At 67.8% G+C, this 25,452-nt stretch carries 23 protein-coding genes and 1 riboswitch; of the genes, 19 read left to right on the forward strand and 4 right to left on the reverse strand.

The window, feature by feature from the left end; translation table 11 throughout:
• Nucleotides 1-5 precede the first annotated feature (5 nt).
• Entirely contained in the window at nucleotides 6-1,826 is a 1,821-nt protein-coding gene (locus JMT67_RS12730) for an ATP-binding protein (protein WP_201463653.1), read from the forward strand.
• Nucleotides 1,827-1,829: 3 nt separating this feature from the next.
• Here JMT67_RS12730 and thiC read toward each other — a convergent pair whose 3' ends face one another.
• Nucleotides 1,830-3,845 (reverse strand): phosphomethylpyrimidine synthase ThiC, encoded by a 2,016-nt coding sequence (gene thiC, locus JMT67_RS12735; RefSeq protein ID WP_233455877.1) that lies wholly within the window; start codon nucleotides 3,843-3,845, stop codon nucleotides 1,830-1,832.
• 58 nt (nucleotides 3,846-3,903) lie between these two features.
• A riboswitch (TPP riboswitch) is annotated at nucleotides 3,904-4,013 on the reverse strand.
• Between the two features lie 126 nt (nucleotides 4,014-4,139).
• On the opposite strand from thiC, the gene JMT67_RS12740 reads away from it, so the two are divergent.
• From JMT67_RS12740 to JMT67_RS12760, 5 genes are all read left to right on the forward strand, one after another.
• Nucleotides 4,140-5,105: a nucleoside hydrolase gene (locus JMT67_RS12740; protein WP_201463654.1), complete on the forward strand. Its 966-nt coding sequence runs from the start codon at nucleotides 4,140-4,142 to the stop codon at nucleotides 5,103-5,105.
• Nucleotides 5,102-5,947 carry a ribokinase gene (locus JMT67_RS12745; protein ID WP_201463655.1) on the forward strand — a complete coding sequence of 282 codons (846 nt, stop codon included), beginning with the start codon at nucleotides 5,102-5,104 and terminating at the stop codon, nucleotides 5,945-5,947. Before JMT67_RS12740 ends, JMT67_RS12745 begins: the two co-directional genes overlap by 4 nt.
• A 384-nt stretch (nucleotides 5,948-6,331) precedes the next feature.
• Complete coding sequence (locus tag JMT67_RS12750; RefSeq protein ID WP_201463656.1) at nucleotides 6,332-7,363, forward strand: trypsin-like serine protease; 1,032 nt, start codon at nucleotides 6,332-6,334, stop codon at nucleotides 7,361-7,363.
• Nucleotides 7,360-9,654, forward strand: coding sequence for an autotransporter outer membrane beta-barrel domain-containing protein (locus JMT67_RS12755; protein WP_201463657.1), 2,295 nt, complete (start codon nucleotides 7,360-7,362; stop codon nucleotides 9,652-9,654). Before JMT67_RS12750 ends, JMT67_RS12755 begins: the two co-directional genes overlap by 4 nt.
• Nucleotides 9,655-9,829: 175 nt before the next feature.
• Nucleotides 9,830-12,298: a S9 family peptidase gene (locus JMT67_RS12760; RefSeq protein ID WP_201463658.1), complete on the forward strand. Its 2,469-nt coding sequence runs from the start codon at nucleotides 9,830-9,832 to the stop codon at nucleotides 12,296-12,298.
• 4 nt (nucleotides 12,299-12,302) lie between these two features.
• Here JMT67_RS12760 and JMT67_RS12765 read toward each other — a convergent pair whose 3' ends face one another.
• A complete protein-coding gene (locus JMT67_RS12765) occupies nucleotides 12,303-12,923 on the reverse strand; it encodes a hypothetical protein (protein ID WP_191558743.1) in 621 nt (206 codons plus the stop codon).
• A gap of 78 nt (nucleotides 12,924-13,001) precedes the next feature.
• A complete protein-coding gene (locus JMT67_RS12770) occupies nucleotides 13,002-14,132 on the reverse strand; it encodes a zinc-dependent alcohol dehydrogenase family protein (protein WP_201463659.1) in 1,131 nt (376 codons plus the stop codon).
• Between the two features lie 157 nt (nucleotides 14,133-14,289).
• Between JMT67_RS12770 and JMT67_RS12775 the strand changes: the two genes are divergently transcribed.
• The 4 genes from JMT67_RS12775 to JMT67_RS12790 all read left to right on the forward strand — a co-directional run bounded on the left by JMT67_RS12775 (nucleotide 14,290) and on the right by JMT67_RS12790 (nucleotide 18,450).
• Nucleotides 14,290-14,724: an acyl-CoA thioesterase gene (locus tag JMT67_RS12775; RefSeq protein ID WP_201463660.1), complete on the forward strand. Its 435-nt coding sequence runs from the start codon at nucleotides 14,290-14,292 to the stop codon at nucleotides 14,722-14,724.
• A gap of 87 nt (nucleotides 14,725-14,811) precedes the next feature.
• Complete coding sequence (locus JMT67_RS12780) at nucleotides 14,812-15,966, forward strand: serine hydrolase domain-containing protein (protein ID WP_201463661.1); 1,155 nt, start codon at nucleotides 14,812-14,814, stop codon at nucleotides 15,964-15,966.
• 189 nt (nucleotides 15,967-16,155) lie between these two features.
• Nucleotides 16,156-16,560: a hypothetical protein gene (locus tag JMT67_RS12785; RefSeq protein WP_182714879.1), complete on the forward strand. Its 405-nt coding sequence runs from the start codon at nucleotides 16,156-16,158 to the stop codon at nucleotides 16,558-16,560.
• 147 nt (nucleotides 16,561-16,707) lie between these two features.
• Entirely contained in the window at nucleotides 16,708-18,450 is a 1,743-nt protein-coding gene (locus JMT67_RS12790) for a cellulase family glycosylhydrolase (RefSeq protein WP_201463662.1), read from the forward strand.
• Nucleotides 18,451-18,543: 93 nt separating this feature from the next.
• Here the strand turns inward: JMT67_RS12790 and JMT67_RS12795 are convergent, their stop codons facing one another.
• Nucleotides 18,544-18,741: a hypothetical protein gene (locus JMT67_RS12795; protein ID WP_152949480.1), complete on the reverse strand. Its 198-nt coding sequence runs from the start codon at nucleotides 18,739-18,741 to the stop codon at nucleotides 18,544-18,546.
• 147 nt (nucleotides 18,742-18,888) lie between these two features.
• Between JMT67_RS12795 and JMT67_RS12800 the strand changes: the two genes are divergently transcribed.
• From JMT67_RS12800 to JMT67_RS12840, 9 genes are all read left to right on the forward strand, one after another.
• A complete protein-coding gene (locus tag JMT67_RS12800; protein WP_054764700.1) occupies nucleotides 18,889-19,662 on the forward strand; it encodes a YebC/PmpR family DNA-binding transcriptional regulator in 774 nt (257 codons plus the stop codon).
• A gap of 123 nt (nucleotides 19,663-19,785) precedes the next feature.
• The gene (locus JMT67_RS12805) at nucleotides 19,786-21,147 is read left to right on the forward strand and encodes a hypothetical protein (protein WP_201463663.1); all 1,362 of its coding nucleotides are present in this window, start codon (nucleotides 19,786-19,788) and stop codon (nucleotides 21,145-21,147) included.
• Between the two features lie 58 nt (nucleotides 21,148-21,205).
• Nucleotides 21,206-21,901 (forward strand): MgtC/SapB family protein, encoded by a 696-nt coding sequence (locus JMT67_RS12810; protein ID WP_407645739.1) that lies wholly within the window; start codon nucleotides 21,206-21,208, stop codon nucleotides 21,899-21,901.
• A 94-nt stretch (nucleotides 21,902-21,995) separates the two neighbouring features.
• On the forward strand, nucleotides 21,996-22,514 hold the full coding sequence (locus JMT67_RS12815) for a hemerythrin domain-containing protein (protein ID WP_191555015.1): 519 nt from the start codon (nucleotides 21,996-21,998) through the stop codon (nucleotides 22,512-22,514).
• A gap of 69 nt (nucleotides 22,515-22,583) precedes the next feature.
• On the forward strand, nucleotides 22,584-23,102 hold the full coding sequence (ruvC, locus tag JMT67_RS12820; RefSeq protein ID WP_191555016.1) for a crossover junction endodeoxyribonuclease RuvC: 519 nt from the start codon (nucleotides 22,584-22,586) through the stop codon (nucleotides 23,100-23,102).
• The gene (gene ruvA / locus JMT67_RS12825) at nucleotides 23,099-23,728 is read left to right on the forward strand and encodes a Holliday junction branch migration protein RuvA (protein ID WP_054766827.1); all 630 of its coding nucleotides are present in this window, start codon (nucleotides 23,099-23,101) and stop codon (nucleotides 23,726-23,728) included. Before ruvC ends, ruvA begins: the two co-directional genes overlap by 4 nt.
• 148 nt (nucleotides 23,729-23,876) lie before the next feature.
• Nucleotides 23,877-24,908: a Holliday junction branch migration DNA helicase RuvB gene (gene ruvB, locus JMT67_RS12830; RefSeq protein WP_054764704.1), complete on the forward strand. Its 1,032-nt coding sequence runs from the start codon at nucleotides 23,877-23,879 to the stop codon at nucleotides 24,906-24,908.
• Nucleotides 24,905-25,165: a BrnT family toxin gene (locus JMT67_RS12835; protein WP_054764705.1), complete on the forward strand. Its 261-nt coding sequence runs from the start codon at nucleotides 24,905-24,907 to the stop codon at nucleotides 25,163-25,165. The genes ruvB and JMT67_RS12835 overlap by 4 nt, the downstream gene beginning before the upstream one ends.
• Nucleotides 25,158-25,433 (forward strand): BrnA antitoxin family protein, encoded by a 276-nt coding sequence (locus JMT67_RS12840; protein ID WP_054764706.1) that lies wholly within the window; start codon nucleotides 25,158-25,160, stop codon nucleotides 25,431-25,433. The genes JMT67_RS12835 and JMT67_RS12840 overlap by 8 nt, the downstream gene beginning before the upstream one ends.
• Nucleotides 25,434-25,452: the final 19 nt, after the last annotated feature.

The following is a 25,452-nucleotide window of genomic DNA, read 5'->3' on the forward strand; positions in this document are numbered from 1 at the left end:
TCCGTATGCAGTCCGATCAAATCTCGCCGCTGAAGATTGGTGACACAGACTTCCTCGTCGCGAGCACGATCGAGCGGTGTCCGAAGATAATGATGATCCGCGAGCTTGTGCGAAACGCTATTGAAGCGGCAGAGCATGACGAAACTGGCCACGGCCTCGTCGAGTTTTCCGCCGTCCAGGAACTCGGAGCGACTAAGCTCGTGATCTGGAACAACGGCCCCGGTATGTCGGCCGACGAACTCTACAACATGTGCGACCTAGCTTCCTCCATAGGCAAGGAAAAAGGTTTGGATGCCAACTTCGGCATGGGGGCAAAAGTCGCATCGCTACCCTCAAACAAGCTCGGGCTGCGTTATAGGTCCTGTAAGGCGGGGCGCGTCTCTCAGGTTGTCATTGGCTACCGTGAAGGAGTGTATGGCCGCCTTAAGATCGAGCTTGCTGACGGCACCACTCAAGAGGTGCTTGACGTAACAGAAGACGCCGTTTTGACCGGCAGAAATGCCCAGTCCGACTGGACTGAAGTGACGCTGTTTGGCAACCGGCCAGATCAAGATACCGTTCGTGATCCCTATGACGGCGATCCTCCAGTCGATATTCAATGGCTGGCCAGCTACCTCTATCATCGGTTCTACCGCGTTCCTGCAAACGTGCGCCTGCGCATGGTGGACGGTACGCACAAGCTGAATGGTAACCGGCATTTCGAGACGCTTAGCAGTCGGATATCTGCAAACGTATTTGGTCGGTATGAAGCAGTGGATGCCGGAAATGGCGTAGTAATCCACTATCTTTTCGATCCGCCTTACGAGAAGGCACCTAGCCACAATCAGTCTATCAGTGGCTCCTTACAGACAGCAGTAAGTACCTCGGGCATCGTCTACAAAGATGAACTATATGATCTGAAGTCGGGTCGTGCTTGGACGATCAACGCCCCGCTCTTTGGCATCCCGTTCGGTGCTCGCCATATCTCGATCCATGTCGAGCTTCCGGACGATGCTCGTGTCCGCCCTGAAGGATATCGGCAATTCCTTCGCTATATGGGAGCCGAGCAGGATCAAGTGGCGACACAGCATTTCGCTGATCGCGTTGCTGCGCTTCGACCGCAGTGGCTGATTGACGCCATTCGCTCCTTCGCGCCCGATACCCGATCCAATGACGATGTCCGCGACGAGCTTCAGAAGTTGCTCAACGATCTACGCGTTCGAAAAACCGCACCGCGGATTGCAGTCGATGGTTCAGAGTTGGTCACGGCCGATGCCGGGGTTGGCTTTACAAGCACACGAGACGGCTCCGGGTCGAACAGCGGGTCTACCCCCCGGACGGGCCATACAAACATCTCGTTTGCTCCGACCGGAGCAAAGGCGGCCGATCTCTGGCAAGGCAGAGAGAGGGCACCAGAAATCATGTTGGTAACGACCAAAGAAGAGGTCGAAGAGAAAAGCCTCAAAGGCCGGGCTGCGCGCTACTACGATACCGGCCAGCTTTTCGTGAATATGCTCTACCCGGCTATCGAGGAGATGCGGACCAAGCTGATCGACGAGTATGCCTCGGCTCAAGACATCGAAAGCATGAGGGATCATGCCCAACAAGCGGCTGAACAGAGCATGATCCTGCGCGTTGGACGTGCGGTAGTCTATGCCCTCGCGAAACAGCTCAACCACGAGTGGGACGCTGAGGCTGTAGGCATCGCTCTCCGTCCGGAAAGCCTAAGTCTGGCTGCTGACGACTATCTCTCGTCACTCCAGCCTGCTCGCCGAAGCATGGGGCGTTTGTTCAGACCGAATCGCGAGGACAATGAAGACGAAGCGGAGATCGAACTCGTCGCCTAGTTCTCACACCTTCACCTCCACCACCCCGCCGCCGGCGCGGAACTTCGCGCTCATCTCCGCCATCCCGGCCTCCGCCTCCGCCAGGCTCGCCCCCGCGTCGTTCTGCGCCGCCGCCGCATCCCGGATGTCCTGGCTGATCTTCATCGAGCAGAATTTCGGGCCGCACATGGAGCAGAAGTGGGCGGTCTTGTGGGCTTCCTTGGGCAGGGTGGCGTCGTGGTATTTGCGGGCGGTTTCGGGGTCCAGCCCCAGGTTGAACTGGTCCTCCCAGCGGAACTCGAACCGGGCGCGTGACAGGGCGTCGTCATGTAACCGGGCGGCGGGGTGGCCCTTGGCCAGGTCGGCGGCGTGGGCGGCGATCTTGTAGGTGATGACGCCGTCCTTGACGTCCTGACGGTCCGGCAGGCCCAGATGCTCCTTGGGCGTGACGTAGCAGAGCATGGCCGTGCCGAACCAGCCGATCATGGCCGCCCCGATGGCCGAGGTGATGTGGTCATAGCCCGGCGCGATGTCGGTGGTCAGCGGCCCCAGCGTATAGAAGGGCGCCTCGTGGCAGTGCTTCAGCTGCTCGTCCATATTCTGTTTGATCTTGTGCATCGGCACATGGCCGGGGCCTTCGATCATCACCTGGCAGCCCTTGGACCAGGCGATCTGGGTCAGTTCGCCCAGCGTCCGCAGCTCGGCGAACTGGGCCTCGTCATTGGCGTCGGCGATGGAGCCGGGGCGCAGACCGTCGCCCAGGCTGAAGGAGACGTCATAGGCCCGCATGATGTCGCAGATGTCTTCGAAATGCTCATACAGGAAGCTCTCCCTGTGGTGGGCCAGGCACCATTTGGCCATGATGGAGCCGCCGCGCGAGACGATGCCGGTGACGCGTTTCGCCGTCATCGGCACGAAGGGCAGGCGCACCCCGGCGTGGATGGTGAAATAGTCGACGCCCTGTTCCGCCTGTTCGATCAATGTGTCGCGGAACACCTCCCACGTCAGGTCCTCGGCAATGCCGCCGACCTTCTCCAGCGCCTGATAGATGGGGACGGTGCCGATCGGGACGGACGAGTTCCTGATGATCCAGTCGCGGATGTTGTGGATGTTCCTGCCCGTCGACAGGTCCATGACATTGTCCGCGCCCCAGCGGGTGGCCCAGACCAGCTTGTCGACCTCGTCGTCCACCGACGACAGGACCGCGCTGTTGCCGATGTTGGCGTTGATCTTCACCAGGAAGTTGCGGCCGATGATCATCGGCTCGACCTCGGGGTGGTTGATGTTGTGCGGGATGATGGCGCGGCCGCGGGCGATCTCGGAGCGCACGAACTCGGGCGTCACATAGTCGGGGATGCTGGCGCCGAAGGATTCGCCGTCGCGCTCCAGTGGCGAGTGGCGAGTGGCGAGTGGCGAGGTCGATGCGGGAAGCGGCACGGTCGAACCGTCGGCCAGGGTGACGGCCTGTCCCTCGCTCGCCACTCGCCACTCGCCACTCGCCACTGCCTCCCGCCGCAGATTCTCCCGGATCGCCACATATTCCATCTCGGGCGTGATGATCCCGGCCTTGGCGTATTCGTACTGCGTCACCGGGCGGCCCTCGACGCCCTTGAAGACGCGGTGGTTGGAGGTGTCGAAGCGGGGGGCCAGGTGGCGGCCCGAGGCATGGCCGTTGTCCTCGGGCTTGACCTCGCGCGGGTTCAGGACGGGGGCGATGTCGCCGCGGTCCAGCTGCCAGCGGGATTTGACGTGGGGCAGGCCCTTCTTGATGTCGATGACCACGTTCGGGTCGGTGTAGGGGCCCGAGGAGTCATAGACCGTCACCGGCGGCTCGTTCGCCGACGGATGCAGGGCGATCTCGCGGAAGGGGACGCGGATATCCGGATAGAGGACGCCCTGGACATAGACCTTGCGGCTGCCGGCCCGTTCGCCGGTCGGGATACGGCCGGTCTCAGCCTCGACCGCCTTGCGCGCCTCGGCCAGGGCCAGATCCACATTGGGCTCTTCGGGCAGGACGGGCGGGGTGACTTGGATGTTCATGGCGGCCTCAAACGGTTTGAGGTCCGCCGACGTCGGGCGCGAGGGTCCTGTGGCGCATGGACCTAAAGCGTACTCATCCCTTCGCCGGCATGACCCGGATCAGGTTCGACGGGTCAGAGGAGGAACCTCTATCTCAGCCGCTCGATTGCGACACCCCGGAGAACGGCCTCAGGGTGACGCCGGGGGAGGCGGACGTCAAGCCGGGCGCGCGGCGCCGGAAAAAGACGCCCCTTCCCACAGGCTTAGCCATGAAACGGACTTGCCCCCCGGCGTCGGGACGGCCAAACCACGGGGGTGACTGTCCAATCCCTGATCATCGACTGCGACCCCGGCGTGGATGACGCCGCAGCGCTCTTCCTGGCCTTCGCCGCCCCCGAGCTGGAGCTGCTGGCCGTCACCACCGTGGGCGGCAACGTCCCCGCCCATCTGACCCAGCGCAATGCGCGCATGCTGCGCCAGATCGCCGGCCGAGAGGACGTGCCCGTCTTCGGCGGGGCCGAACGGCCGCTGAAACGCCCGCCCGCCGGCGCCGGCGACTTCCACGGGCCGGAGGGTCTGGGCGACCTGGAGCCGTTCGAGCCCCAGGGCATCATCGGCGACGGACCGGCGGCCAACGCCATCGTCGACCTGGTGATGAAGCGCCCGGCCGGATCGGTGGCGATCGCCGTCCTGGGACCGATGACCAATCTGGCCCTGGCGATGAAGCGCGAACGGCGGCTGGCCGACCACCTTGGCCCGGTCGTGGTCATGGGCGGGGCGCGGTCGGAGGGCGGCAACATCACGGCTTCCGCCGAGTTCAACATCTGGGCCGACCCGGACGCGGCGGCGGTCGTCTTCGGCTCGGGCTGTCAGGTGATCGCCTTCGGTCTGGATGCGACGCATCAGGTGCGGGCGACCGAGGCCCGCATCCGCGCCATAGAGACGATCCGCACCGAACCGGCCCGCACCATGGCCGCCCTGCTGCGCTTTTCCCAGAGGACTGAACGGACCCTGGTCGGCTGGCCCAGCCCGGACTGGGGCGCCCCCCTGCACGACCCCTGTCCGATCGCCTGGCTGATGAAGCCCGACCTGTTCAGCCTGAAGCCCTGCCGGATCGAGGTCGAGACCGGATCGGACCTGACGCGCGGCCATACGGCGGTGGAGTTCCGGGTCGATCCGGAGACGGCCCGCCATCGCTGGGCGGTCGCGGCGGACGCTCAAGGGGTGTTCGACCTGATCGCCGAAACCTTGAAGGGCGCTGAAAGGGCGCGAGGGGGATGAGGATCACCGTCGTCGGCTCGATCAATCTGGACCTGGTGGCGACGGCGCCGCGCCTGCCGGCGCCGGGCGAGACGGTGACGGGGGCGACGCTCGCCCGCTATCCCGGCGGCAAGGGCGCCAACCAGGCCTATGCCGCCGAAAAGCTGGGGGCCGAGGTCAGCCTGATCGGCCGGGTCGGAAACGACGCCATGGCCGGCGAGGCCCTGGCCCTCATGTCGGAGCTGGGGGTCGATCTGGCGGGGGTGGAGGTCGATGTGGCGGCGCCCACGGGGGTGGCCCTGATCGCCGTCGATCCGACGGGCGAGAACCAGATCGTGGTGGCGGCCGGGGCCAATCATCGGGTCACGCCCGAACAGCTGCCCCAGCGGATCGAGGGCGCCTTGATCGTGCAACTGGAGCTGCCGGTCGAGACGGTCGAGGCGGCGGTCGGCCGGGCCACGGGCTTCGTCTGCGCCAATCTGGCGCCCGCCCAGCCCGTTTCAGAGGCCCTGCTGCGCCGCGCCGATCTGATCGTGGTCAATGAGACCGAGGCCGCCTTCTATGGGGAGGCCCTGCACCGGGGCGGCGGCCGGGTGGTGGTGACGAAGGGGGCTCAAGGCGCGGCCATGTATCAGCGCGGGGTGGAGACGGCCTGGGCCAGGCCGCCCGCAGTCGAGGCTGTGGATGCGACCGGCGCCGGCGACGCCTTCGTGGCGGCGATCACCATGGCCCTGCTGGAGGAGACGGCGCCGGACGAGGCCCTGCGGTTCGCCTGTGCGGCGGGGGCCTTTGCGGCGACCCGGCCGGGCGCCCAGCCCTCGGCGCCGGAACGGGATCAGGTCGAGGCCCTGCTGGGGGGCTAGGGGCGGCCCCCTCCGTCGCCTTCGGCGCCACCTCCCCCAGAGGGGGAGGATTTCAGTCATCGCAAAGGGAACTGCGAACCGGTGGAGGCGCGCGCCTGGACTGGCGGCGGGCCCGCGGGCGCAGGGAAGGCGTGGGCGCCAAGGCGCAATGCGTCCCTGGCTGTCGTCGCCCCGCGGCCGAGTCCCCACACGGGGCCGCCAGCACTAAGGCCGCCGCTTTGTTGCTCAGCTAAGGTTGTGTAGGAAAGTGTGTGTCGTTGAAACATCGCGACGAAAAAATGACAATTTTGACTATTGCAGCAAGGATTTATTGCGTCACGGTAACGTCCTCATCTGGAGGGGATGATTATGGCATATCCGATAAATATCGCGCACAAGTTGTTCATGGCCTCGGCGTCTGTCCTGGGCCTCATGGCGTGGGGGGGCGCGGCTTTGGCCGAGGTTCCGAACGACAACTACAATCCCAATCGACCGCCTATCCTTGCGGACCCGAATGCGGTCAACGGAATCGGCGCCGTCATCACCGACACGGGGGGCGGCTATGTGGGGGTCTGCACCGGCAGTCTGATCAATCCGCGCACGGTCCTGTTCGCCGCCCACTGCGTCAATATGCGACGGGCCACCGACTACGGCTCGCTGGGGGGCGGGACGCCGATCAGCGTCGGCTTCAAGGGCAATGCATTTACGGGCATGCGCGGCTGGTTCAACAGCGACTACGCCACCAGCTATGTGAATCAACATTATAATATGAGCCGGGTCTTTTATGATCCGCTGTCGCTTCAGGACGTGCGCAAGGCCGGCTTCTATGAGGCGGATATGGCCATCGGGGTGCTGGATTCTCCGGCCAAGAACGTGCCGACCTGGGCCATGCTGTTTTCCCCCCTGACGGGGGCGGAGAACCGCCATGTCACCACCGGCGGCTATGGGCGCAGCGGCATCGGCTCCCTGGGCCAGGTCCAGGGGATCGACTTCCGTCGCCGCGCGGCCGAGAACATGATCGGCGCCCTGGCCTCGCTGGACGATATTGCGCTGTGGTTCTACGGCGAGGAAGACGTCGCCGGTCTGAGCCAGAACCTCTATATGGTCGATTTCGACGACCCGAAGGGCAAGGCGGTCTATGACATCAACGTCTTCGGCGACGACCTGGCCCTGCCGCGAGAGGGGATGACGGCGCCGGGCGATTCCGGCGGGCCGCTGATTCTGGACCAGGCGTTCGACACGCCCGTGATCGCCGGCGTCCTGTCGCTGGACTCCTGGTATTTCCGCGACCAGCCGCGCGGCAGCTACGGCGCCACGGCCGGCTATCAGCCCCTTTATCTGTTCACCGACTGGATCGTCGCCAACAACCCCTACAAATATGTGGCGGCCAAGGGGGGGACGGCGACTGGTTCGACCCCGCCCACTGGGTCCAGATGATGGACCCCAATTACAAGATCATCGGACCGGACGGGAAGCTGATGACGGGCCTGCCCGACACCCCTTCCGAGGGCGTGGGCTCGCGCGGCGGCGAATGGGGCAGCATCTGCTGGCGCGGCGACTGCGCCTCGGCCAAGGAATTGGCCGATTACAATCACGCGCGTGAGGACCGGCTGGCCCAGGGCGGCAGCCGGCGTTCCTCGGACGAGCAGCACGCCAACAACGCCCTGATCGTTGACGTCCATGAGCTGGTCGGTGCGGCCTCGGGCCGGTCGCGGTCGGAGGCGGGCGCGGCCGGCGACGAAGGCGGCGGGGTCGAGGCGGCCGCCGTCGGCACGGCGCCGGGCGCGACCCGGTCGTTCGAACTCCTGCCCGGCGGGCCGGGCTCGACCAACTTCGTACCCTACAACGTCAACGGCGACGTCCGCGCCAGTGAAAATCCGCTGTTCTATGACGTCAATCTGACCTCGGCGGGCGTGACGACCCTGAAGCAGAAGGCCGTCATCGATCGTTTGACGGTGGGCGCGACGGGCGCGGTTCTGGACATCGCCAAGAGCGGCATGCTGTACGCCGAAAACGACGTCAGCGTCTGGGGCGGCCGACTGAATGTGGACGGGGCGCTGGCGACCTATGAGATGCTGCTGGCCGGCGGGATGCTGAGCGGTTCCGGGGTGGTGGATTCCACTGTCCTGACCTCCGTTCTGGGTTCGATCGCGCCGGGCGGCCAGGGTCAGGTCGGGCAGTTGACCCTGCTCAGCGATCTGGTGCTGGCGTCCGGCTCGCGCCTGTTCATCGACATCGGCGGAGACGGGGCCGATCGCTTGGTGGTGCGGGCCGACGCCCTGGAGAACACGACCGGCGCGGCGTCGCTGGGCGGCCTTCTGGGGTTGAGCCTGATCAGCGCCCCCCAGTATGGCCGGACCTATACGGTGCTGACGGCCGAAGGCGGGGTGCAGGGCCGGTTCTCTTCGGTGACGGACGTGCCGGGGGTTCTGTATCCGGTGCTGAACTATAGGGCCAACGCCGTCGACGTGCAGATGAAGGCGGCCTCCTATCTGGACTTCATCAATCCCGCCTCGCCCGCCCAGCGGACCGTCGGCGGCCTGTTGGACGCGGCCCGCGACACCCGCTACGCCGCCCTGGGCGATGTTTACGCCCAGACGGACGTGCTGGAAGGCGAGGTTCTGGGCGCCGGGCTGGAAAGCCTGTCGCCCTATGGCGCCCATTCCGGCGTGACCCTGATGAGCGCCCAGACCGAGGCCCTGCGCGCGGTGGTGGACGGACGGATCACGCGCGACCGTTCGCAGCCGGCCGCAGAAGGGCTGGCCCTGATCGGCTCGGGCGTTCAGGTGGCCGCGCTGAACCCGGCGGCGACGGCGGAGGCGGCCGCACTGGCGGTGCGCCAGGCCGAGGCCCAGGCGGAACGGGCCCGCTGGAGCGGATGGAAGCCGGGCGTCTCGGCCTATTTCGGCGTCGGCGCCATAGAGGGTGAGGCGGCCCAACTGCGCGGAACCCTGGGCGACGGCCGCAGCGACGACCAGAACGCCTGGTATGTGGTCGGGGGGCTGGAGCGGACTGTGGACGCCCTGACCCTGGGGGCCGGCCTGGCCTATGCCGAGGGGGAATCCGACTTCGCCGAAGGGGTCAGCAAGACCGACAGCCGCCAGCTCCAGGCCAATCTGTACGGGGCGCTGGATCTGTCCCACGGCGCCTATGTCGGGGCCAAACTGGGCTATGCGGTCGCGGATCTGGACACCGAAAGGACCGCGACGGTCGGAGGCGCCGCCTTCCGCGCCAAGGGCGAAACCGACGGGACGGTGGTCAGCGGCGGGGCTGAACTGGGCTTCAACCTGAAGAGCGGCCCGTTGAAGTTCCAGCCGAATATCGGGGTGGACGCCTATTCGGTCGATCTGGACGGCTACAGCGAGACCGGCGGGGCGGCCGCCCTGGCGGTCGCGGACCAGTCGTTCGAGTCCCTTCAGCATCACCTCGGCCTGCGCATCGGCGGCCAGACCAAGGTCCGGCGCTGGACGATCACCCCCGCCCTGGACCTGCGCTGGGTGCATGAACTGGCCGGCGACGACCGCTCGGTCGAGGCCGGCTTTGTTGCGGCCGACGCCTTCCGCGGCGTCTTCACCGGCGCCGCCCAGGACCAGGAATGGGCCGAGGCGGGCGGGACGGTGGCGATCCAGGGCGACCGGTTCGGCGTGGTCCTGAAGGCCGCCTCCATGATCGACCGTGAGGATCTGGACTATCAGACCTACAGCGCCACGATGACGATGCGGTTCTGATCCGTCCTTACGATCGAACGGAGAAACGGCGGCTCTGCGCGAGCCGCCGTTTTTCGTGGGCGGGGGCGGGATCGCGCCTCGGGGACGCGATTGTGACAGTGTAACGTCGAAACGGCTTGCCGCCGTCTTTGGGGCGTCGTTAGTCTGGTGCCCAGACCTGTGGGGAGTTCAGACGATGATGATGCGGATTCGCGGCGCCGGGCTTTTGCTGGCGACGGTGTTGATGAGCGGGGCGGCGGGCGCGGCCCTGGCCCAAAGCGCGGCGCCGGCCGCCGGGCCGATGGTCTATCAGCAACCGCCCCAGCCGATCGCGGACATTCTGGACGCCAAGCCTACGCCGTCGTCGATGCTGAGCCCGGACCGCAAGACCCTGGTCCTGATGGACCGGTCGAACCTGCCCAGCATCCAGGCCCTGGCCGAGCCGATGCTGCGGCTGGCGGGGTCGCGGATCAATCCGCGCAACAACGGGCCGGCCGAGAGCCGGGTCTCGTGGCTGACGGGGCTGACGCTTCAGGCCGTGGACGGAGGATCGCCCCGGGTCGTGGCCCTGCCGGCGGGGGCGCGGTTCACGGGGGCGCGCTTCTCGCCCGATGCGAAACACCTGGCCTTCGTCATGGACCGGCCGACGGGGCTGGAGCTGTGGGTCGTAGACGTGGCGAGCGCGCAGGCGCGCAAGCTGACCGAGCCGGTGGTCAATATGACGGGCGGGGCCGGCTATGACTGGCTGCCGGACAGTTCGGGCCTGCTGGTCGAGGCGGTTCCGGCCGGGCGGGGGGCTGCGCCGGACGTGACGGCGGCACCGACCGGGCCTAACATCGAGGAGACGGCCGGGCGTGCGGCGCCGGTCCGGACCTATCAGGACCTCTTGTCCAATCCGGGCGACGAGGCCCTGTTCGACCACTATTTCACCAGCCAGCTGACCCTGGTTCCGCTGAACGGCCGTGCACGGACGATCGGCGCCCCGGCCGTCTATCTGGACGCCTCGCTGTCGCCCGACGGGAAATACATTCTGCACGAGATCGCCAAACGGCCCTATTCCTACGCCGTGCCGGCGGGCCTGTTCCCGACCGAGATCGTGGTGACGGACATGGCCGGCCGGGAGGTGCGCCGGGTGGCCGACCTGCCGCTGCGCGACGACGTGCCGACCGCCTTCGACGCCGTGGCGCCGGGGCCGCGTTCGGTCGGCTGGCGCGCCGATGCGCCGGCGACCCTGACCTGGGTCGAGGCCCTGGACGGCGGGGACATCCGCCGCGAGGCCGAGTTCCGCGACCGGGTCTTCATGCAGGCCGCCCCCTTCACGGCCGAGCCGGTCAAGCTGATCGACCTGAAGGAGCGGTACGCCGGGATCGTCTGGGGCCGGGACGATCTGGCTGTGGTCAACAGCCGCTGGTTCAACACCCGGCATGAGAGCCGCTTCCTGGTTGATCCGTCCAATCCCGGCGCGGGGCGGCTGCTGCTGGAGCGGAACTATCAGGCGCGCTACGACAATCCGGGCCAGCCGGTGACCCAGCCGAATGCGGCAGGCCGGTCGGTGATCCGCTTCACCCCCGACGGCAAGATCCTGATGCAGGGGGCGGGCGCCACGCCCCAGGGCGAATTCCCCTTCCTGGCCGCCCTGGACCCGGCGACGGGCGAGAGCCGGCGCCTGTGGACCTCGGCCCAGACCGACTATGAATATGTGGTCGGCTTCCTGGATGCGGACGGCAAGCGGGTGGTGACCCAGCGCGAGACGCGGCTGGATCCGCCGAACCTGCAGATCCGCGACCTGACGACGGGCCAGACCACGGCCCTGACGAACTTCCCCGATCCGGCGCCGCAGCTGGCCGGGGCGACACGGCAGCTGGTGACCTATGAGCGGGCCGACGGGGTCAAGCTGTCGGGAACCCTGTATCTGCCGGCCGGTTACGACAAAGACCGCGACGGGCCCCTGCCGATGCTGATGTGGGCCTATCCGGCCGAGTTCACCGATGCGGCGGTGGCGGGCCAGACGGTGGATGTGCAGAACCGGTTCGTGCGGCCGGGCGGGTCCAGCCATCTGTTCCTGCTGACCCAGGGCTATGCGATCTTCGACAATCCTTCCATGCCCATCATCGGCAAGGACGGGGCCGAGCCGAACGACACCTATGTGCAGCAGCTGGTCGCCGACGCCCAGGCCGCGGTCGATGCGGTGGTCGGCATGGGGGTGGCGGACCGCGACCGGATCGCCGTCGGGGGCCACAGCTACGGCGCCTTCATGACGGCGAACCTGCTGGTTCACAGCGACCTGTTCAGGACCGGGATCGCGCGGTCGGGCGCCTATAACCGCACCCTGACCCCGTTCGGCTTCCAGTCGGAACAGCGCAACTATTGGGAGGCGACCGAGGTCTATACGGAGATGTCGCCCTTCACCTACGCCGACCGGATGAATGAGCCGATCCTGCTGATCCACGGCGAGGCCGACGACAACTCCGGCACCTTCCCGATCCAGTCCGAACGCTTCTATGCGGCGCTGAAGGGGCTGGGGGCGACGGCGCGGTACGTCACCCTGCCGCTGGAGGCGCACGGATACCGGGCGCGGGAATCGGTGGGCCATACCCTGTGGGAGATGACCCGTTGGCTGGACCAGTATGTGAAGAACGCGCCGCCGAAACCGGCGGCGAACTGAGCGATCAGGGCTTTGGCGTCGCGGCTTCGGTCGCGGCGTTGACGGCGGCGAGCCGGGCGTCCTGTTCCGCCTGGGGCGGGACGCCGAAGACCGCGCGTAGGCTGTCGGGGACAAGGGCGCGGTCGTAGGGTTCGAGGGTCGCCGGGGCGTCGCGGGTCTTGCGGGTCTGGGTGCCGTAGATCTGGGGCTTGTCCGTCATCTGCAGATAGCGGTCCAGGGTGGCGGCGGCGATCCAGGCGGCGTCCGCATCGCCCTTGGCCACCGCTGCGACGGCCAGGCTGTGGGCCAGCAGATAGTCCTCGGGCGTCGAGCCGTGCTGGAAGACGAAGGCGGCGGCGCGATAGTCGGCGCCGGTCTTCAGCGCCCCGGCGTCCAGCAGGGCGCGGGTCTGAACGCGCCGGGCGGCGTCGGCGGCGTGCATCTGCTCGACGAAGGCGCGGTCGCGAAACTTCTGGGGGTCGATGTTCTGGCGGACGGCCTGGTCGGCGGCGAAGATGGCCGCCATTTCGGCATTGTCCTGCCCCCGGGCGTTGTCGGATGGGGCGTCCTGGGCGAAGGCCGGGGCGGCGAAGGCGAGGACGACGGCCGACATGGCGGCGGCCAAGGACGGGCGGGACAGGCGCATGGTAATCTCCGCTGAAGCTTGGGCCGGGATTGGCGCTCGGCTTTGCGGCGGAAAACGGGCGCCGGAATTACCGTCTCTTCACGGGCGAACGATCAGCCGCACCACCTCCCCGGCGTGAAGCCGGTCGAAGCCGGCGTTGATCTCGTCCAGCGGGATGACGCCGCTCATCAGCCGGTCCACCGGCAGGCGGCCCTGGCGGTAGAGGGCGACATAGCGGGGGATGTCGCGGCTGGGGACGCAGGTTCCGATGTAGGAGCCCTTCAGGGTGCGTTCCTCCCCGACCAGGGAGACGATGTTGACGGCGAGCGCCGCCTCGGGCGGGGGCAGGCCGGCGGTGACGGTGGTTCCGCCGCGCCGGGTCATCTTCCAGGCGTTCTCCAGGGCGCGGGCCGAGCCGGCCATTTCGAAGGCGAAGTCGGCGCCGCCGTGGGTCAGGGCGCGGACCTGGTCGACGGCGCCGTGATCGGCGGCTTGGACGGTGTGGACGGGCCCCAGGGTGCGGGCCAGGGCCAGTTTCTCTTCCGACAGATCCACGGCGACGACGGGCGAGGCGCCGCAGGCCAGGGCGCCCAGGACGCTGGCCAGGCCCACGCCGCCCAGGCCGACGACGACGACGCTCTGGCCCGCCTTGACCCCGGCGGTGTTCACCACGGCGCCGACCCCGGTCAGGACGGCGCAGCCGAACAGGGCCGCCTCTTCGAACGACAGCTCCGGGTCGATCTTCACCAGGGACCGGCGCGACACCACGGCCCGTTCGGCGAAGGCGGAGCAGCCCAGGTGGTGGTTGACCGGCTCGCCTTCGCGAAAGAGGCGGCGGGCGCCGGACAGAAGCTCGCCCCGGCCGTTGGCGGCGGCGCCCGGCTCGCACAGGGCGGGACGGCCGCCGGCGCACGGGTCGCAATGGCCGCAGGACGGCATAAAGACCATGACGACATGATCGCCGACGGCGAGATCCGTCACCCCTTCGCCCAGGGCCTCGACCACGCCTGCGGCCTCATGCCCCAGGGCCATGGGCAGGGGGCGGGGACGGTCGCCGTTGATGACGCTGAGGTCCGAGTGGCACAGGCCGGCGGCCTTGACGGCGACCCGCACCTCGCCGGAGCCGGGCGGGTCGAGCGTCACCGTCTCGAGCGACAGGGGGCGGCTGTCGGCGTAGGGAAGGGCGGCGTCGCTCCTCGACAAAACGGCCGCGCGGGTCGTGATGCTCATAGTCAAGCTTCTCCTTGCGCTATCGCCGAGGACGCGGTCGTCAGCCGCTTGAGCGCTTGTGATCGTCCGCCTACCGATAGGCGCTTGACGCCGCGTCGTCCAAGCCCGAGCGTCACCTGGACGGCGACACGGACGATCGCCGGGGAGGATGACGACGATGCCGAAACAGGACCTGGGCCCCCTGGCCGAACGCGCGACCTATCGCGCCTTTCACATGGTCTCGACCCGCTGGGCCGACAACGACCAGTACGGCCATATCAACAACGCCAAATTCTACGAGTTCGTGGACTCGGCGGTGAACGCCCATCTGCTGATCGCCGACGCCCTGAACGAGTCCATCGGCCTGGTGGTGGACAGCGGCTGCCGATACACCTCGGCGCTGAAGTTTCCCGATGTGATCGAGGTCGGGATCAAGGTCGACCGGATCGGCACCTCCAGCGTCACCTACGGCTTTGCGGTGTTCAAGCGCAGCGTCGACATCCCCGCCGCCGTCGGCCATTTCGTCCACGTCTATGTCGACGCCGAAACCCGCCGGCCCAAGCCCCTGCCGGCGAAACTGAGGGCGGTGGTGGAGAATCTGAGGGCGGGGTGAGGCCGCGCTGACAGGTCGTATTACCGAAGCTTCATTGGCCCCGCGCGGGGCGGCGTGGTGGACTGGGGGCCTATCGGAGCAGCCAGCATGACGTTTCGCCTTCCTGTCGGTTCGGCCGGCGCCCTTGCGCTGGCCTGCGTCGCCGTCTGGACGCCGCTCGCCGCCTGTTCGGCCCAGCCTGTCCAGAGCGCGGCGACGGAGCCCTCACAGGGGACGGCGATCTTGGGCGAAGCGGCGATCCTGGCGGCGGCCGCCGCGGAGGTGACGCCGCTGATGGCGGATGGGCGCTATCAGTCCGTGTCGGGCGCCGTGGTCTATCAGGGGCGGGTCCATACCTTCCACTACGGCCGATCGCCGTCCGGGCGGGCGCCGGACGACCAAACCCTTTATGAGATCGGCTCCCTGACCAAGACCTTTACCGGCCTGCTGCTGGCCCAGGCGGTGCGCGACGGCAAGGTCGCGTTGGACGCGCCGGCCGCCCTCTATCTGCCGCAGGTCGATCCCTCGCGGCTGACCCGCAACGGCAAGCCCGTCACCGTCCGTCATCTGGCCACCCACATGTCGGGCCTGCCGATGCTTCTGGCGTGCGAAGACCAGCCAGCCGATCCGGCCCGCATCGCCTGTCTGGCGGCCCATGACGATCGGGATTTTCTGAGGCGGCTGAACGCGGTCGAGCTGCGGTCCGATCCCGGCGACACCTATCTGTACAGCAACGCCGGCGCCCGGCTGATCGGCCTGATTCTGGAAGGAGTCTACGGCGCCCCCTATCCCGAACTGGTGCGGCGGTTCCTTCAGACCCGCGACGGGGGGATCGACGTTCGATGCGGCGCTGCGGTCGAGGATCCCGCGCGTCTGGCGGTGCGCGACCGGGCCGCCGAAACCTGCGACGGGGCCGGCGGCCTGGTCGCCACGACCGCCGACATGGGGCGATATCTCGCCCTCTATTTCGACCGGCGGGACCCGATCCCTGCCCAGGCGACGACGCCCCTGTTTCAGGACGGCGACTTCGGCCGCGCCTATTTCTGGAACACCTACAGACCCGAAACCGAGGGGCAGCTGTACCATGGCGGCGGCACCTTCAACACCTCGTCCTGGATCTCGCTTTATCCGCGCCAGGGCCTGGCCGTCTTCCTGATCTCGCCAACGGTGGCTGAGGGCGCCCAGGGCGCGCTGAACGAAAGGGCCAACGCCATTGCCGACCGCGTTCGGGCGGCGGCGGGCGAGCCGCAGGCTGGGCGCTAGGCGACACGACGGCCCTAAGCTTCGGGTCGCCTGATGTGGGACTGGTGCGCCACCAAAGCCGCCCGTCTTTGAAGCTGAGAATATACGGCCGAGCTCATGCCGGAAGCGGCGAGCCTTTGTCGATCTTCTCGCTTGCTGGTTGCCGAAAGGATCACCAAATGGAGGTGAGGATCAAGGAGACGTCATCAGATGCTGAACCCGTATGAGGCCGTTCTGGCTCTTCAGAAGCTCATTCTGCTTCACCACAAGCCGCGCGACGGCGACGAACTTAGTCCCTTCATTGTCTGCTTCGACAAGGATGGTACAGCGCTGGATATCGGTGAAGTCTCAGCGGCGCATCCAAAAGAGATGGTCGGGAATTTGGAGACATGGACCCCGACGCCCGGCGCCGGCTATTACGCCCACATTCGGCAGAGTGGTTCGAATACCAATAGACACACCGGATCCGTCACGCGCTGGGAGGTCGAAGGGCCCGACTGGAACGCCTTCGTCGATGTGTATGAACCTCTGAATCAGAGCATATCGGCCGCAGTGAACATACCCTCGTTGACGGTAGGAGCCCTGACCTTTTTGGAGCGTTATCGCGCGGTTTGAGAGGAGTCGACGGTTTTCCTTGGGCTCTGAGGGGCCGTCTGCCATCGCCTCATCTCGGACAAGGCACGGCGCCAATCTGAGGCCCCCGCCCTAGCCAATCGGCCCTGCGCGTGAGAACGTTCCCATAAAAGCGCGTGGAGGAACGCCATGAGGACGGGATGGATCGCGGCCTTGGCCGCGAGCGCGGTGCTTTGCGCCGGCGGCGCGGCGGCCCAGACGGCGGCGCAGACGGGCGGGTTTTTGAGGGCGGAGGGGACGCGGATCGTCGATGAGACGGGGGCGCCGGTCATTCTGCGCGGCATGGGTCTGGGCGGCTGGGTGCTTCAGGAAGGCTATATGCTTCAGCTCGGCGCCCTGGGTCAGCAGCATGTCATCCGGGGGCGGATCGCCGATCTGATCGGCGAGGAGAAGACCGAAGCCTTCTACGCCGCCTGGCGCGCCAACCATACGACCAAGGCCGACATCGACGCCATGGGACGGTGGGGATTCAACTCGGTGCGGCTGCCGATGCATTACGACCGGCTGACCCTGCCGGTGGATCAGGAGCCGGTCGCGGGGCGGGACACCTGGAAGGAGGAGGGCTTCGCCGAGATCGACGCCCTGCTGGCCTGGGTCAAGGCCAATGGGATGTACCTGATCCTGGACCTGCACGCCGCGCCGGGCGGGCAGGGGAGCGACCTGGCCATATCGGACCGGGATCCGGCAAAGCCGTCGCTGTGGGACAGCGCGGAGAACCGCAGGAAGACCGTGGCCCTGTGGCGGCGGCTGGCCGAACGCTATGCGGACGAGCCGGCCATCGGCGCCTATGACCTGATCAACGAACCCAACTGGGATTTCGAAAAGCCCGGCGGCGGCCACGGCTGCGAGCAGACGGCCAACGTCCCGCTGCGGTCGCTGATGATGGAGATCACAGCGGCGATCCGCGAGGTCGATCAGCGGCACATGATCGTCATCGAGGGGAACTGCTGGGGCAACAACTATCGCGGCGTCACGCCTCTGTGGGACGACAATACGGTCATCAGCTTCCACAAATATTGGAACGCGACTGACCGGGCCTCGATCGCCGAGATGCTGCGGTTGAGAGAGGAGACCGGCGCGCCGCTGTGGCTGGGCGAATCCGGCGAGAACTCCAACACCTGGTTCACGCAGACCGTGGCCCTGGTCGAGGGCGAGGGGATCGGCTGGGCCTTCTGGCCGCTGAAGAAGATCGGCTTCAACCAGCCGCTGGAGATCAAACCCAATCCCGGCTGGGCTCGGCTGGTCGCCTATTGGACCGGCAAGGGAGAGCGGCCGTCGGCGGCGGAGGCGGAGGCGACCCTGATGCGGCTGGCGACCCAGGACGTCCGGTTCGAGAACACCGTCAAACATCGCGACGTGGTCGACGCCCTGCTGCGCCGGCCCCATTCGGACGCGGCGGTCCCCTTTGCCGATCACCGCATCGGGACGTCGGGGGCGACGATCCGGGCGGCGGACTATGACCTGGGCCGGGCGGGCGCGGCCTGGTCGGACGTCTATGATTCCGACATCGACGGGCCGGGTGAGCGCGTGCCCTGGTGGAACACCGGCCGGACCTTCAGGAACGACGGGGTGGACATCGCCGTGGTCGAGGGCGAGCCGGTCGTGGCCGAGTTCGAGACGGGGGAGTGGCTGCGCTATACCGTGACGGCGGAAACGGCCGGGACGCGGGCGCTTACGGTGGTCGGAACCGGCGGCCGGGTGTCGGTGTCGCTGAACGGCGGCGCGGCGACGCCGGTCGATCTTCCGGCGGGCGACGGCTGGGGCCAGGCGACGATGCCGGCCCTGTCCTTTCTGGAAGGGACCAACACCCTGATCGTGCGGGCGGAGGATTGCGAGGACTGCCGGGTAAAGGCGTTTCGCGTGGAGCCTTGAGCGTCGGTCGAGCCCGAGGATCACGGCGGGAGCGTTGCTGCGCGCCGAAAGGGCTGGTCCCGGCTTTCGCCGGGATTGGCGGAGAGGCTGACTTCAGTCGTCCAGCTGTCCCGTCAGGAACAGAACGCCGACGGCGGTCAGGGCGCCCAGGGTGAAGGCGGCGATGATGGAGCCGGCGGCGACGGCGGCGGGGACGGTGACGGGGCGGGTCTCGTACCATTCGACGATGTCGGCCTCGTGCAGGTCGTCGTCGGCGCGGCCCTCGGCTTCATAGATGTCGGTCGCGTTCATCGGGGGTTCCTTATCGGCTTGAGGGATCAATACCCCCAAATGGTTGAGGTTCCACTGCGCTTCTTCGTCCGCCGCCGCATCGTGACAGCCTGCCGCGCATCGGCTAGGAGGCGCGGCTCAGGTTTCAGACTGTCGAAGACGATCCCCATGGCCGGCCACTCGAAATTCAAGAACATCATGCACCGCAAGGGGCGCGCGGACGCGCAGCGCTCCAAGCTGTTCTCCAAACTGTCGCGCGACATCACCGTGGCGGCCAAGTCGGGCCTGCCGGACCCGGCGGCCAATCCGCGCCTGCGCCTGGCCATCAACAACGCCAAGGCCGAAAGCCTGCCCAAGGACGTGATCCAGCGGGCGATCAACAAGGCCTCGGGCGGCGACGTCGATACGATGGAAGAGGTCCGCTACGAGGGCCGGGGCCCCGGCGGCGTCGGCATCATCGTGGAAGCCCTGACCGACAACCGCAACCGCGCGGCGTCCAACATCGGCACGGCCTTCAAGAAGAACGGCGGCGCCCTGGGCGAGATGAACTCGGTCGCCTTCATGTGGGACAAGGTGGGCAAGATCGTCTATCCGGCCGAGGCGGGCACCGAGGACGCCGTGATGGAGGCCGCCATCGAGGCCGGCGCCCAGGACGTCGAGAGCGATCTGGTCAAGCCGGACATCTATGAGGACGCGCCGGGCCACACCATCTGGACCGCCTTCGAGGACCTGAACGAGGTGGCCGAGGCCATGTCCAAGGTGCTGGGCGACCCCAAGTCCACCGCCATCGTCTGGAAGCCCCAGTCGGAGGTGACGGTGACGGGCGAGGCGGTCGGAACCCTGTTCAAACTGCTGGACGCCCTGGACGCCGAGGACGACGTGTCCGCCGTCTATTCCAATGAGGATATTTCCGACGAGGATGCGGCGAAATACGCCGGCTGATCGGCGAACGCGGGTCTCGACTTGGGCGCGCCTCGCGCTTAACCTTTCGTCAACGCTTGGGGCGCGGCTGATTCGACCAGGGGTCGAGCCGGCTCGCCGGAGCGAAGACGGAGGGGCGCGATCATGAAGTTGACCAGAATAGACCGGGTTCTGTCCCGCGGCGGCAAGGCCCAGAGCAATGAGGCCCCGGCCGCGCCCGCCTCCGCCCTCGCCTCCCGGGCGGAGGAGCAGGACGTCGCCGGCCTGATCGGCGAACGGTTCGAAACCATCCAGGACAGTCTGGATCAGCTGGCCGAAATGGCCCAGCGGTTCGGGACCTTCGAGACCCTGCTGGGTCAGCTGCGCGATCCGCTGGAGGCCGAGTTCCGGTCGCGGCGCGACAACCACGTCGAACTGGTCAATCTGCGCAACGCCCATGACGAGGCGGCCCGGCAGCTGGGTCTGGCCAACGCCGAGGTCCGCCGCCTGTCCGAGGCCCTGGCGGAGGCCGAGGCCAAGGTGGACGATCTGGAGGCGCGCGGCGCCGAGAGCGCGGCCAATCTGCAGGAGGCCCGGGTCGAGATCGGCCGTCTGCGCGCCGACCTGGCCCAGTCCGCCACCCGGATCGAAGGCTTCGAGGCGGTCGATCGCGCCGCCGTCCAGCGCATTCGCGAACTGGAGCAGGACCAGGAGTCGCTGCGCATCCAGCTGACCCAGGCCGAGACGGCGCGGTCCGAGCTGGAGGCCGCCCGCGCCCAGATCCAGCGCGACCACGCCCTGGTGCTGGAAGAGAACACCGTGCTGCGCCGCCGCGTGGACGAGGTGGGGACCGAGGTGGCCGCCCTGGCGCGGGCCGCAGCGACCGGCGAGGGCCAGCTGGCGACCGAACGCGCCCGCGCCGCCTCCGAACAGGCCGAGGCCGCCCGCGCCATCCGCACTCTGGAAAGCCAGGTCGAGGCCGCCCGCGCCGAGGCCGCCTCCCTGACCGCGCGCCTGGACACGGCCACGGCCCGGGCCAACGGCCTGGAGGTGCTGAACAGCGAACTGACCTCGCGGCTGGGCGAACTTCAGACCGGGGGCCATGCGGCCGAGCGCCGGGCGGACACGCTGCAGATCAATCTGGACCGCGCCGTGGAGCGGGTGCGCGCCCTGGAGAGCGAGATCGAGGAGGCGCGTCAGCGTCAGGCCGCCATGGAGGTCGCCCGCGTGGCGGCCGTGGACCGCGCCGACGCCCTGGCCAAGGCGGCCGCCGGCCACGACAAGGCCATCGCCCGGGCCGAGGACCGGATGGTCAAGCTGCAGGCCAAGCTGAGCGCGGCCCAGGACGAGCATGAGAAGCGCGTCCAGACCCTGAACCAGCAGATCAGCGCCCTGCGCGAAGATCTGGAAAGCGTGCGGGCCGAGGCCGCCATGTCGGCCGCCGCCCTGGACGCCGCCCGTCGGGGCCGGGGCGGCCGTCCCAGCATCGCCGACGCCGCCGCCCAGCTTCAGGCCATCGTCGGCTGATCGTCCGAAATAGGACGCGCCCGGAACATTCGGGCGCTCCCGTCGCTTGATCGGCATGATGAGCGACCTGTTGAACGGCGCGCTCTGGCCGATCCTCGGGGCGGTCGTCGCCGGCGGGACGATCGGGCTGGAGCGCGAATGGCGCGGCCGCGCGGCCGGGTTCAGAACCCACATCCTGGTCAGTCTGGCCTCGGCCCTTCTGATGCTGGCGGCCATGCGTCAGGCCGACTGGGCCTTTCGCGCCCTGCCCGATGAGAACATCGTCACCGATCCGACGCGGATGGCCCATGGGGTGCTGACCGGCATCGGCTTTCTGTGCGCCGGGGTGATCTTCCGCACCGGGTTTTCAGTGCACGGCCTGACCACCGCCGCCTCCCTGTGGATCACCTCGGCCATAGGGCTGCTGTTCGGGGCGGGGCTTTACGGCCTGGGCGCCCTGGGGACCGGGGTGACGGCCCTGATCCTGGGCGGGCTGCGGCTGATCGACCTGCGCCTGCCCGACCGCAAGGTGGTGGATGTGGTCGTGGCCTGGGACCGGGCGGCGCCGTCGCCGGAGGATCAGGTCCAGGCGGCCATTCGCGCCATCGACCCCCAGGCCCATTCCGGGCGGCTGGAGCTGATCCATGACGGGCGCCGAATCCGGCGATCCTGGCGGCTGAAGGCGGCGACGGACGATGAGCTGGAGCGGCTGGCCGGCCTGTTGTGCGCCGCGCCGGGCGTCGCCGCCTACCGGCTGAATCCGCGCGACGGCTGAGCGGGGCGGGAACCGTAGCGGGCCGCGCGGATTAGCCGGTGGACCGTCAGACCCGCCATGCCCGGCGACGCTCTGGTCGAAGGATGCAGACCCGATGGACATCACCCAGCTGATCTTGGACGACCACGCCGAACAGCGCCGCCTGTTCTCGATCATCGAACAGATCGACCCGAAGGACGTGGACGCCCTGAGCGCGGTCTGGCTGAGGCTGTCGGCCTTTCTGGACGTCCATGCCGAGGCCGAGGAGCGGTTCTTCTATCCTGACCTGATCAAGCTGGGCGAAGGCGCCAACGACGCCGACGACGGGACGGTGGAGGGCGAGACCGAAGACGCCATCGAGGACCACAACAAGCTGCGCGATGCGGTCAAGGCGGTGGAACGGCATCCGGTCGGCAGTCCGGACTGGTTCGCGGCGGTGGGCCGGGCCAATGTGGTCAACTCCAAACATATGGGCGAGGAGGAGCGGCAGGGCCTGACCGACTTCCGCCTGAACGCCGACGTGGCCCTGCGCCACGACCTGGCGGTCCGGTTCGCCGCCTTCGAGGCCGAACACATCACCGGGGTGAAGCCGGTCAACAAGGATCCGGACGCCTATGTGGAGGCCCACGGCTGAGGTCGATCCGGCCGGGTTTCTGAAGCTGTTCATTGCCCGCTAACCCTCTTTGCGGCATGAGGGGAACGGATGGCGAACGAAACAGTCAGAATCATCGGCCTGGACCCCGGTCTGCGGCGCACCGGCTGGGGTGTGATCACAGCCGACGGCGCGCGCCTGCGCTGGGTGGCGCACGGGGTGGTGGCCCCGCCCGAGGCCGCGCCCTTTTCCGAACGTCTGCTGTTCCTGTTCGAAGCGCTGGGGACCATCTTGGCCGACCACGGCTGCGAGGAGGCGGCGGTGGAGGAGGTGTTCGTCAACGTCAACCCGTCCTCGACCCTGAAGCTGGGCCATGCGCGGGCGGCGGTCATGCTGGCGCCGGCCCAAAGGGGCTTAAGGGTCGCGGAATATTCGCCGAACCTGATCAAGAAGGCCGTGGTGGGCGCCGGCCACGCCGACAAGGGCCAGATCGGCTTCATGGTCAAACGACTGCTGCCGACAGCCGGGGATGTGAAGGCGGACGCCGCCGACGCCCTGGCCGTGGCGATCACCCATGCGCAACTGAGGAAACGGTCCTTGCTGGAAGCCATGCACCGGGGGGCGGCGTGATCGGGCGGTTGAGAGGCGTGCTGGCCGAGGTCGGGGAGGCGGACTGCCTGATCGACTGCGGCGGGGTGGGCTATGTAGTGTCGTGCGGGGCGCGGACCCTGGGCCGGCTGCCGGCGCCGGGGGACGAGACGACCCTGCATGTCCATTCGCAGTGGAGCGAGGACGCGGGCCCGCGCCTGTACGGATTCCTGACCCGCGACGAGCGGCGGGCCTTCACGACCCTGCTGGCCATTCAGGGCGTGGGGCCCAAGGCGGCCCTGGCGGTGCTGGACGTGTTGCCGCCCGGCGAACTGGCGTCGGCTGTGGCGCGCGAAGACAAGGCGGCGGTGGCGCGGGCCAACGGCGTGGGGCCGAAACTGGCGCTGCGGATCGTCACCGAGCTGAAGGGTAAGCCCCTAAGCAGTATAGTGGGTGACGTCAGCTTTGCGCCGGCCGCACCCGGCATGCACGTCGAGATCGCACCGCCGGTTCCGTCCATCACCGGCGAGGCCGTGTCGGCCCTGCTCGGGCTGGGCGTCGCCGAGGTCAATGCGCGCCGCGCCGTGGATCAGGCGTTGATCCGTTTGGGCGAAGAGGCCGAACTGTCGGCGGTGATCCGCGCGGCCCTGCAGGAGCTGGGGCGGTGATTGGAAGGGAGTGGCGAGTGGCGAGTGGCGAGTGGCGAGCGCTGTCGTGTGGCCTCACCGGACTGTACGCCGCTTTTGCCGATGATGGGCCGAAAGCGGGGAGGCTTTCTCGCCACTCGCCACTCGCCACTCGTCACTCGAGCCAATTATGACGCGCATCATCTCCCCCGAGGCCGAAACGGGCGAAGCTTTCGACCGCGCCCTGCGGCCCCAGACCCTGGCGGAGTTCGTCGGTCAGTCTCAGGCCAAGGGCAATCTGAAGGTCTTCATCGACGCCGCGCGCGGCCGGGCCGAGGCCCTGGATCATGTGCTGCTGTTCGGCCCGCCCGGTCTGGGCAAGACGACTTTGGCGCAGATCGTGGCGCGCGAGCTGGGGGTGGGCTTTCGGGCCACGTCCGGACCGATCCTGGCCAAGGCGGGCGACCTGGCGGCGATCCTGACCAATCTGGAGCCGCGCGACGTCCTGTTCATCGACGAAATCCACCGCTTAAGCCCCCAGGTCGAGGAGATCCTGTATCCGGCCATGGAGGACCATGTGCTGGACCTGATCATCGGCGAGGGGCCGTCGGCGCGGTCGGTGCGGATCGACCTGGCGCCCTTCACCCTGGTGGGAGCCACGACCCGGGCGGGCCTCCTGGCCACGCCGCTGCGGGACCGGTTCGGCATTCCGCTGAGGCTGGAGTTCTATACCCCCGACGAACTGACGGCGGTGGTGCGCGGCACGGCGCGCAAGATGGGCGCCGGGATCGACGAGGGCGGGGCGCGCGAGATCGCCTCTCGCGCGCGGGGCACGCCCCGGATCGCCGGGCGGCTGCTGCGCCGGGTGCGCGACTTCGCCTCGGCCGAAGGGGCGGAGACCATCTCGAAGTTGGTGGCGGCGCGGGCCCTGGCGCGGCTGGAGGTGGACGAGGCCGGGCTGGACAGTCTGGACCGGCGGTTCCTGAAGGCCCTGATCGAAAACTACGGCGGCGGGCCGGTGGGAATGGACACCTTGGCGGCGGCCATCGCCGAGGCGCGCGACGCGGTCGAGGACGTGATCGAACCCTATCTGCTGCAACAGGGCTTCATCATGCGCACCCCGCGCGGCCGCATGGCCTGCGCCAAGGCCTATGCCCACCTGGGGCTGACCCCGCCGCCGAACCCGAGCGCCGGACCCGTGCCGGGCGACCTGTTTGAATGACGATCGCCTTCGATCCGGGCAAGGATGGGATCAACCGCGAGAAACACGGGCTGTCTTTGGCGCGCGCCAGCGAAATCGATCTCCGCACCGCTTATGTGCTGGTGGATGACCGTCAGGATTACGGCGAGCCACGCTGGCGCGCCTATGGTATGTTGGACGGACGGCTGCATATGCTGGCCTTCACCGTCCGCGACGGCGTAATAAGGGCCATCAGTCTGCGGCGCGCGAACGTCAAGGAGGTCCGACGCTATGGCTGATCCCGAATTCAGCCTCGATCCGAACGACTATGAGGATGGCGAGATCGACGATCCCCAGAATCCGGAGTGGACGGATGAGGATTTCGCCAGGGCGCGGCCTTTGCGGGAAGCCTTGCCTGAGCTTTACGCCCAGATCGTCGCCGAGCGCGAAGTCGGTCTGAAACTGCCTGCCGACACCATTCGCGCCTTCGCCGAAGAGGGCGAAGACTGGAAGGAGCGGATGGCCCAGACCCTGACCGAGGCGGCGCGCAAGAAACACGCGGCCTGATCGTCGATAGGCGTTGCCA

It is taken from the genome of Brevundimonas aurantiaca (genome assembly GCF_904830995.1).
GTDB classification, from domain to species: domain Bacteria; phylum Pseudomonadota; class Alphaproteobacteria; order Caulobacterales; family Caulobacteraceae; genus Brevundimonas; species Brevundimonas aurantiaca.

What these genes read in the sequence shown, in the direction of transcription:
- JMT67_RS12805 (WP_201463663.1), top strand. Translation starts at nt 19,786, where the DNA reads ATGAAGTTGACCAGAATAGACCGGGTTCTGTCCCGCGGCGGCAAGGCC.
- JMT67_RS12835 (WP_054764705.1), top strand. Translation starts at nt 24,905, where the DNA reads ATGACGATCGCCTTCGATCCGGGCAAGGATGGGATCAACCGCGAGAAA.
- JMT67_RS12810 (WP_407645739.1), top strand. Translation starts at nt 21,206, where the DNA reads ATGAGCGACCTGTTGAACGGCGCGCTCTGGCCGATCCTCGGGGCGGTC.
- ruvC (WP_191555016.1), top strand. Translation starts at nt 22,584, where the DNA reads ATGGCGAACGAAACAGTCAGAATCATCGGCCTGGACCCCGGTCTGCGG.
- thiC (WP_233455877.1), bottom strand. Translation starts at nt 3,845, where the DNA reads ATGAACATCCAAGTCACCCCGCCCGTCCTGCCCGAAGAGCCCAATGTG.
- JMT67_RS12780 (WP_201463661.1), top strand. Translation starts at nt 14,812, where the DNA reads ATGACGTTTCGCCTTCCTGTCGGTTCGGCCGGCGCCCTTGCGCTGGCC.
- JMT67_RS12750 (WP_201463656.1), top strand. Translation starts at nt 6,332, where the DNA reads ATGGCCTCGGCGTCTGTCCTGGGCCTCATGGCGTGGGGGGGCGCGGCT.
- JMT67_RS12770 (WP_201463659.1), bottom strand. Translation starts at nt 14,132, where the DNA reads ATGAGCATCACGACCCGCGCGGCCGTTTTGTCGAGGAGCGACGCCGCC.
- ruvB (WP_054764704.1), top strand. Translation starts at nt 23,877, where the DNA reads ATGACGCGCATCATCTCCCCCGAGGCCGAAACGGGCGAAGCTTTCGAC.
- JMT67_RS12840 (WP_054764706.1), top strand. Translation starts at nt 25,158, where the DNA reads ATGGCTGATCCCGAATTCAGCCTCGATCCGAACGACTATGAGGATGGC.
- JMT67_RS12730 (WP_201463653.1), top strand. Translation starts at nt 6, where the DNA reads ATGCAGTCCGATCAAATCTCGCCGCTGAAGATTGGTGACACAGACTTC.
- JMT67_RS12755 (WP_201463657.1), top strand. Translation starts at nt 7,360, where the DNA reads ATGATGGACCCCAATTACAAGATCATCGGACCGGACGGGAAGCTGATG.
- JMT67_RS12785 (WP_182714879.1), top strand. Translation starts at nt 16,156, where the DNA reads ATGCTGAACCCGTATGAGGCCGTTCTGGCTCTTCAGAAGCTCATTCTG.
- JMT67_RS12775 (WP_201463660.1), top strand. Translation starts at nt 14,290, where the DNA reads ATGCCGAAACAGGACCTGGGCCCCCTGGCCGAACGCGCGACCTATCGC.
- JMT67_RS12800 (WP_054764700.1), top strand. Translation starts at nt 18,889, where the DNA reads ATGGCCGGCCACTCGAAATTCAAGAACATCATGCACCGCAAGGGGCGC.
- JMT67_RS12815 (WP_191555015.1), top strand. Translation starts at nt 21,996, where the DNA reads ATGGACATCACCCAGCTGATCTTGGACGACCACGCCGAACAGCGCCGC.
- JMT67_RS12795 (WP_152949480.1), bottom strand. Translation starts at nt 18,741, where the DNA reads ATGAACGCGACCGACATCTATGAAGCCGAGGGCCGCGCCGACGACGAC.
- JMT67_RS12745 (WP_201463655.1), top strand. Translation starts at nt 5,102, where the DNA reads ATGAGGATCACCGTCGTCGGCTCGATCAATCTGGACCTGGTGGCGACG.
- JMT67_RS12790 (WP_201463662.1), top strand. Translation starts at nt 16,708, where the DNA reads ATGAGGACGGGATGGATCGCGGCCTTGGCCGCGAGCGCGGTGCTTTGC.
- JMT67_RS12760 (WP_201463658.1), top strand. Translation starts at nt 9,830, where the DNA reads ATGATGATGCGGATTCGCGGCGCCGGGCTTTTGCTGGCGACGGTGTTG.
- JMT67_RS12765 (WP_191558743.1), bottom strand. Translation starts at nt 12,923, where the DNA reads ATGCGCCTGTCCCGCCCGTCCTTGGCCGCCGCCATGTCGGCCGTCGTC.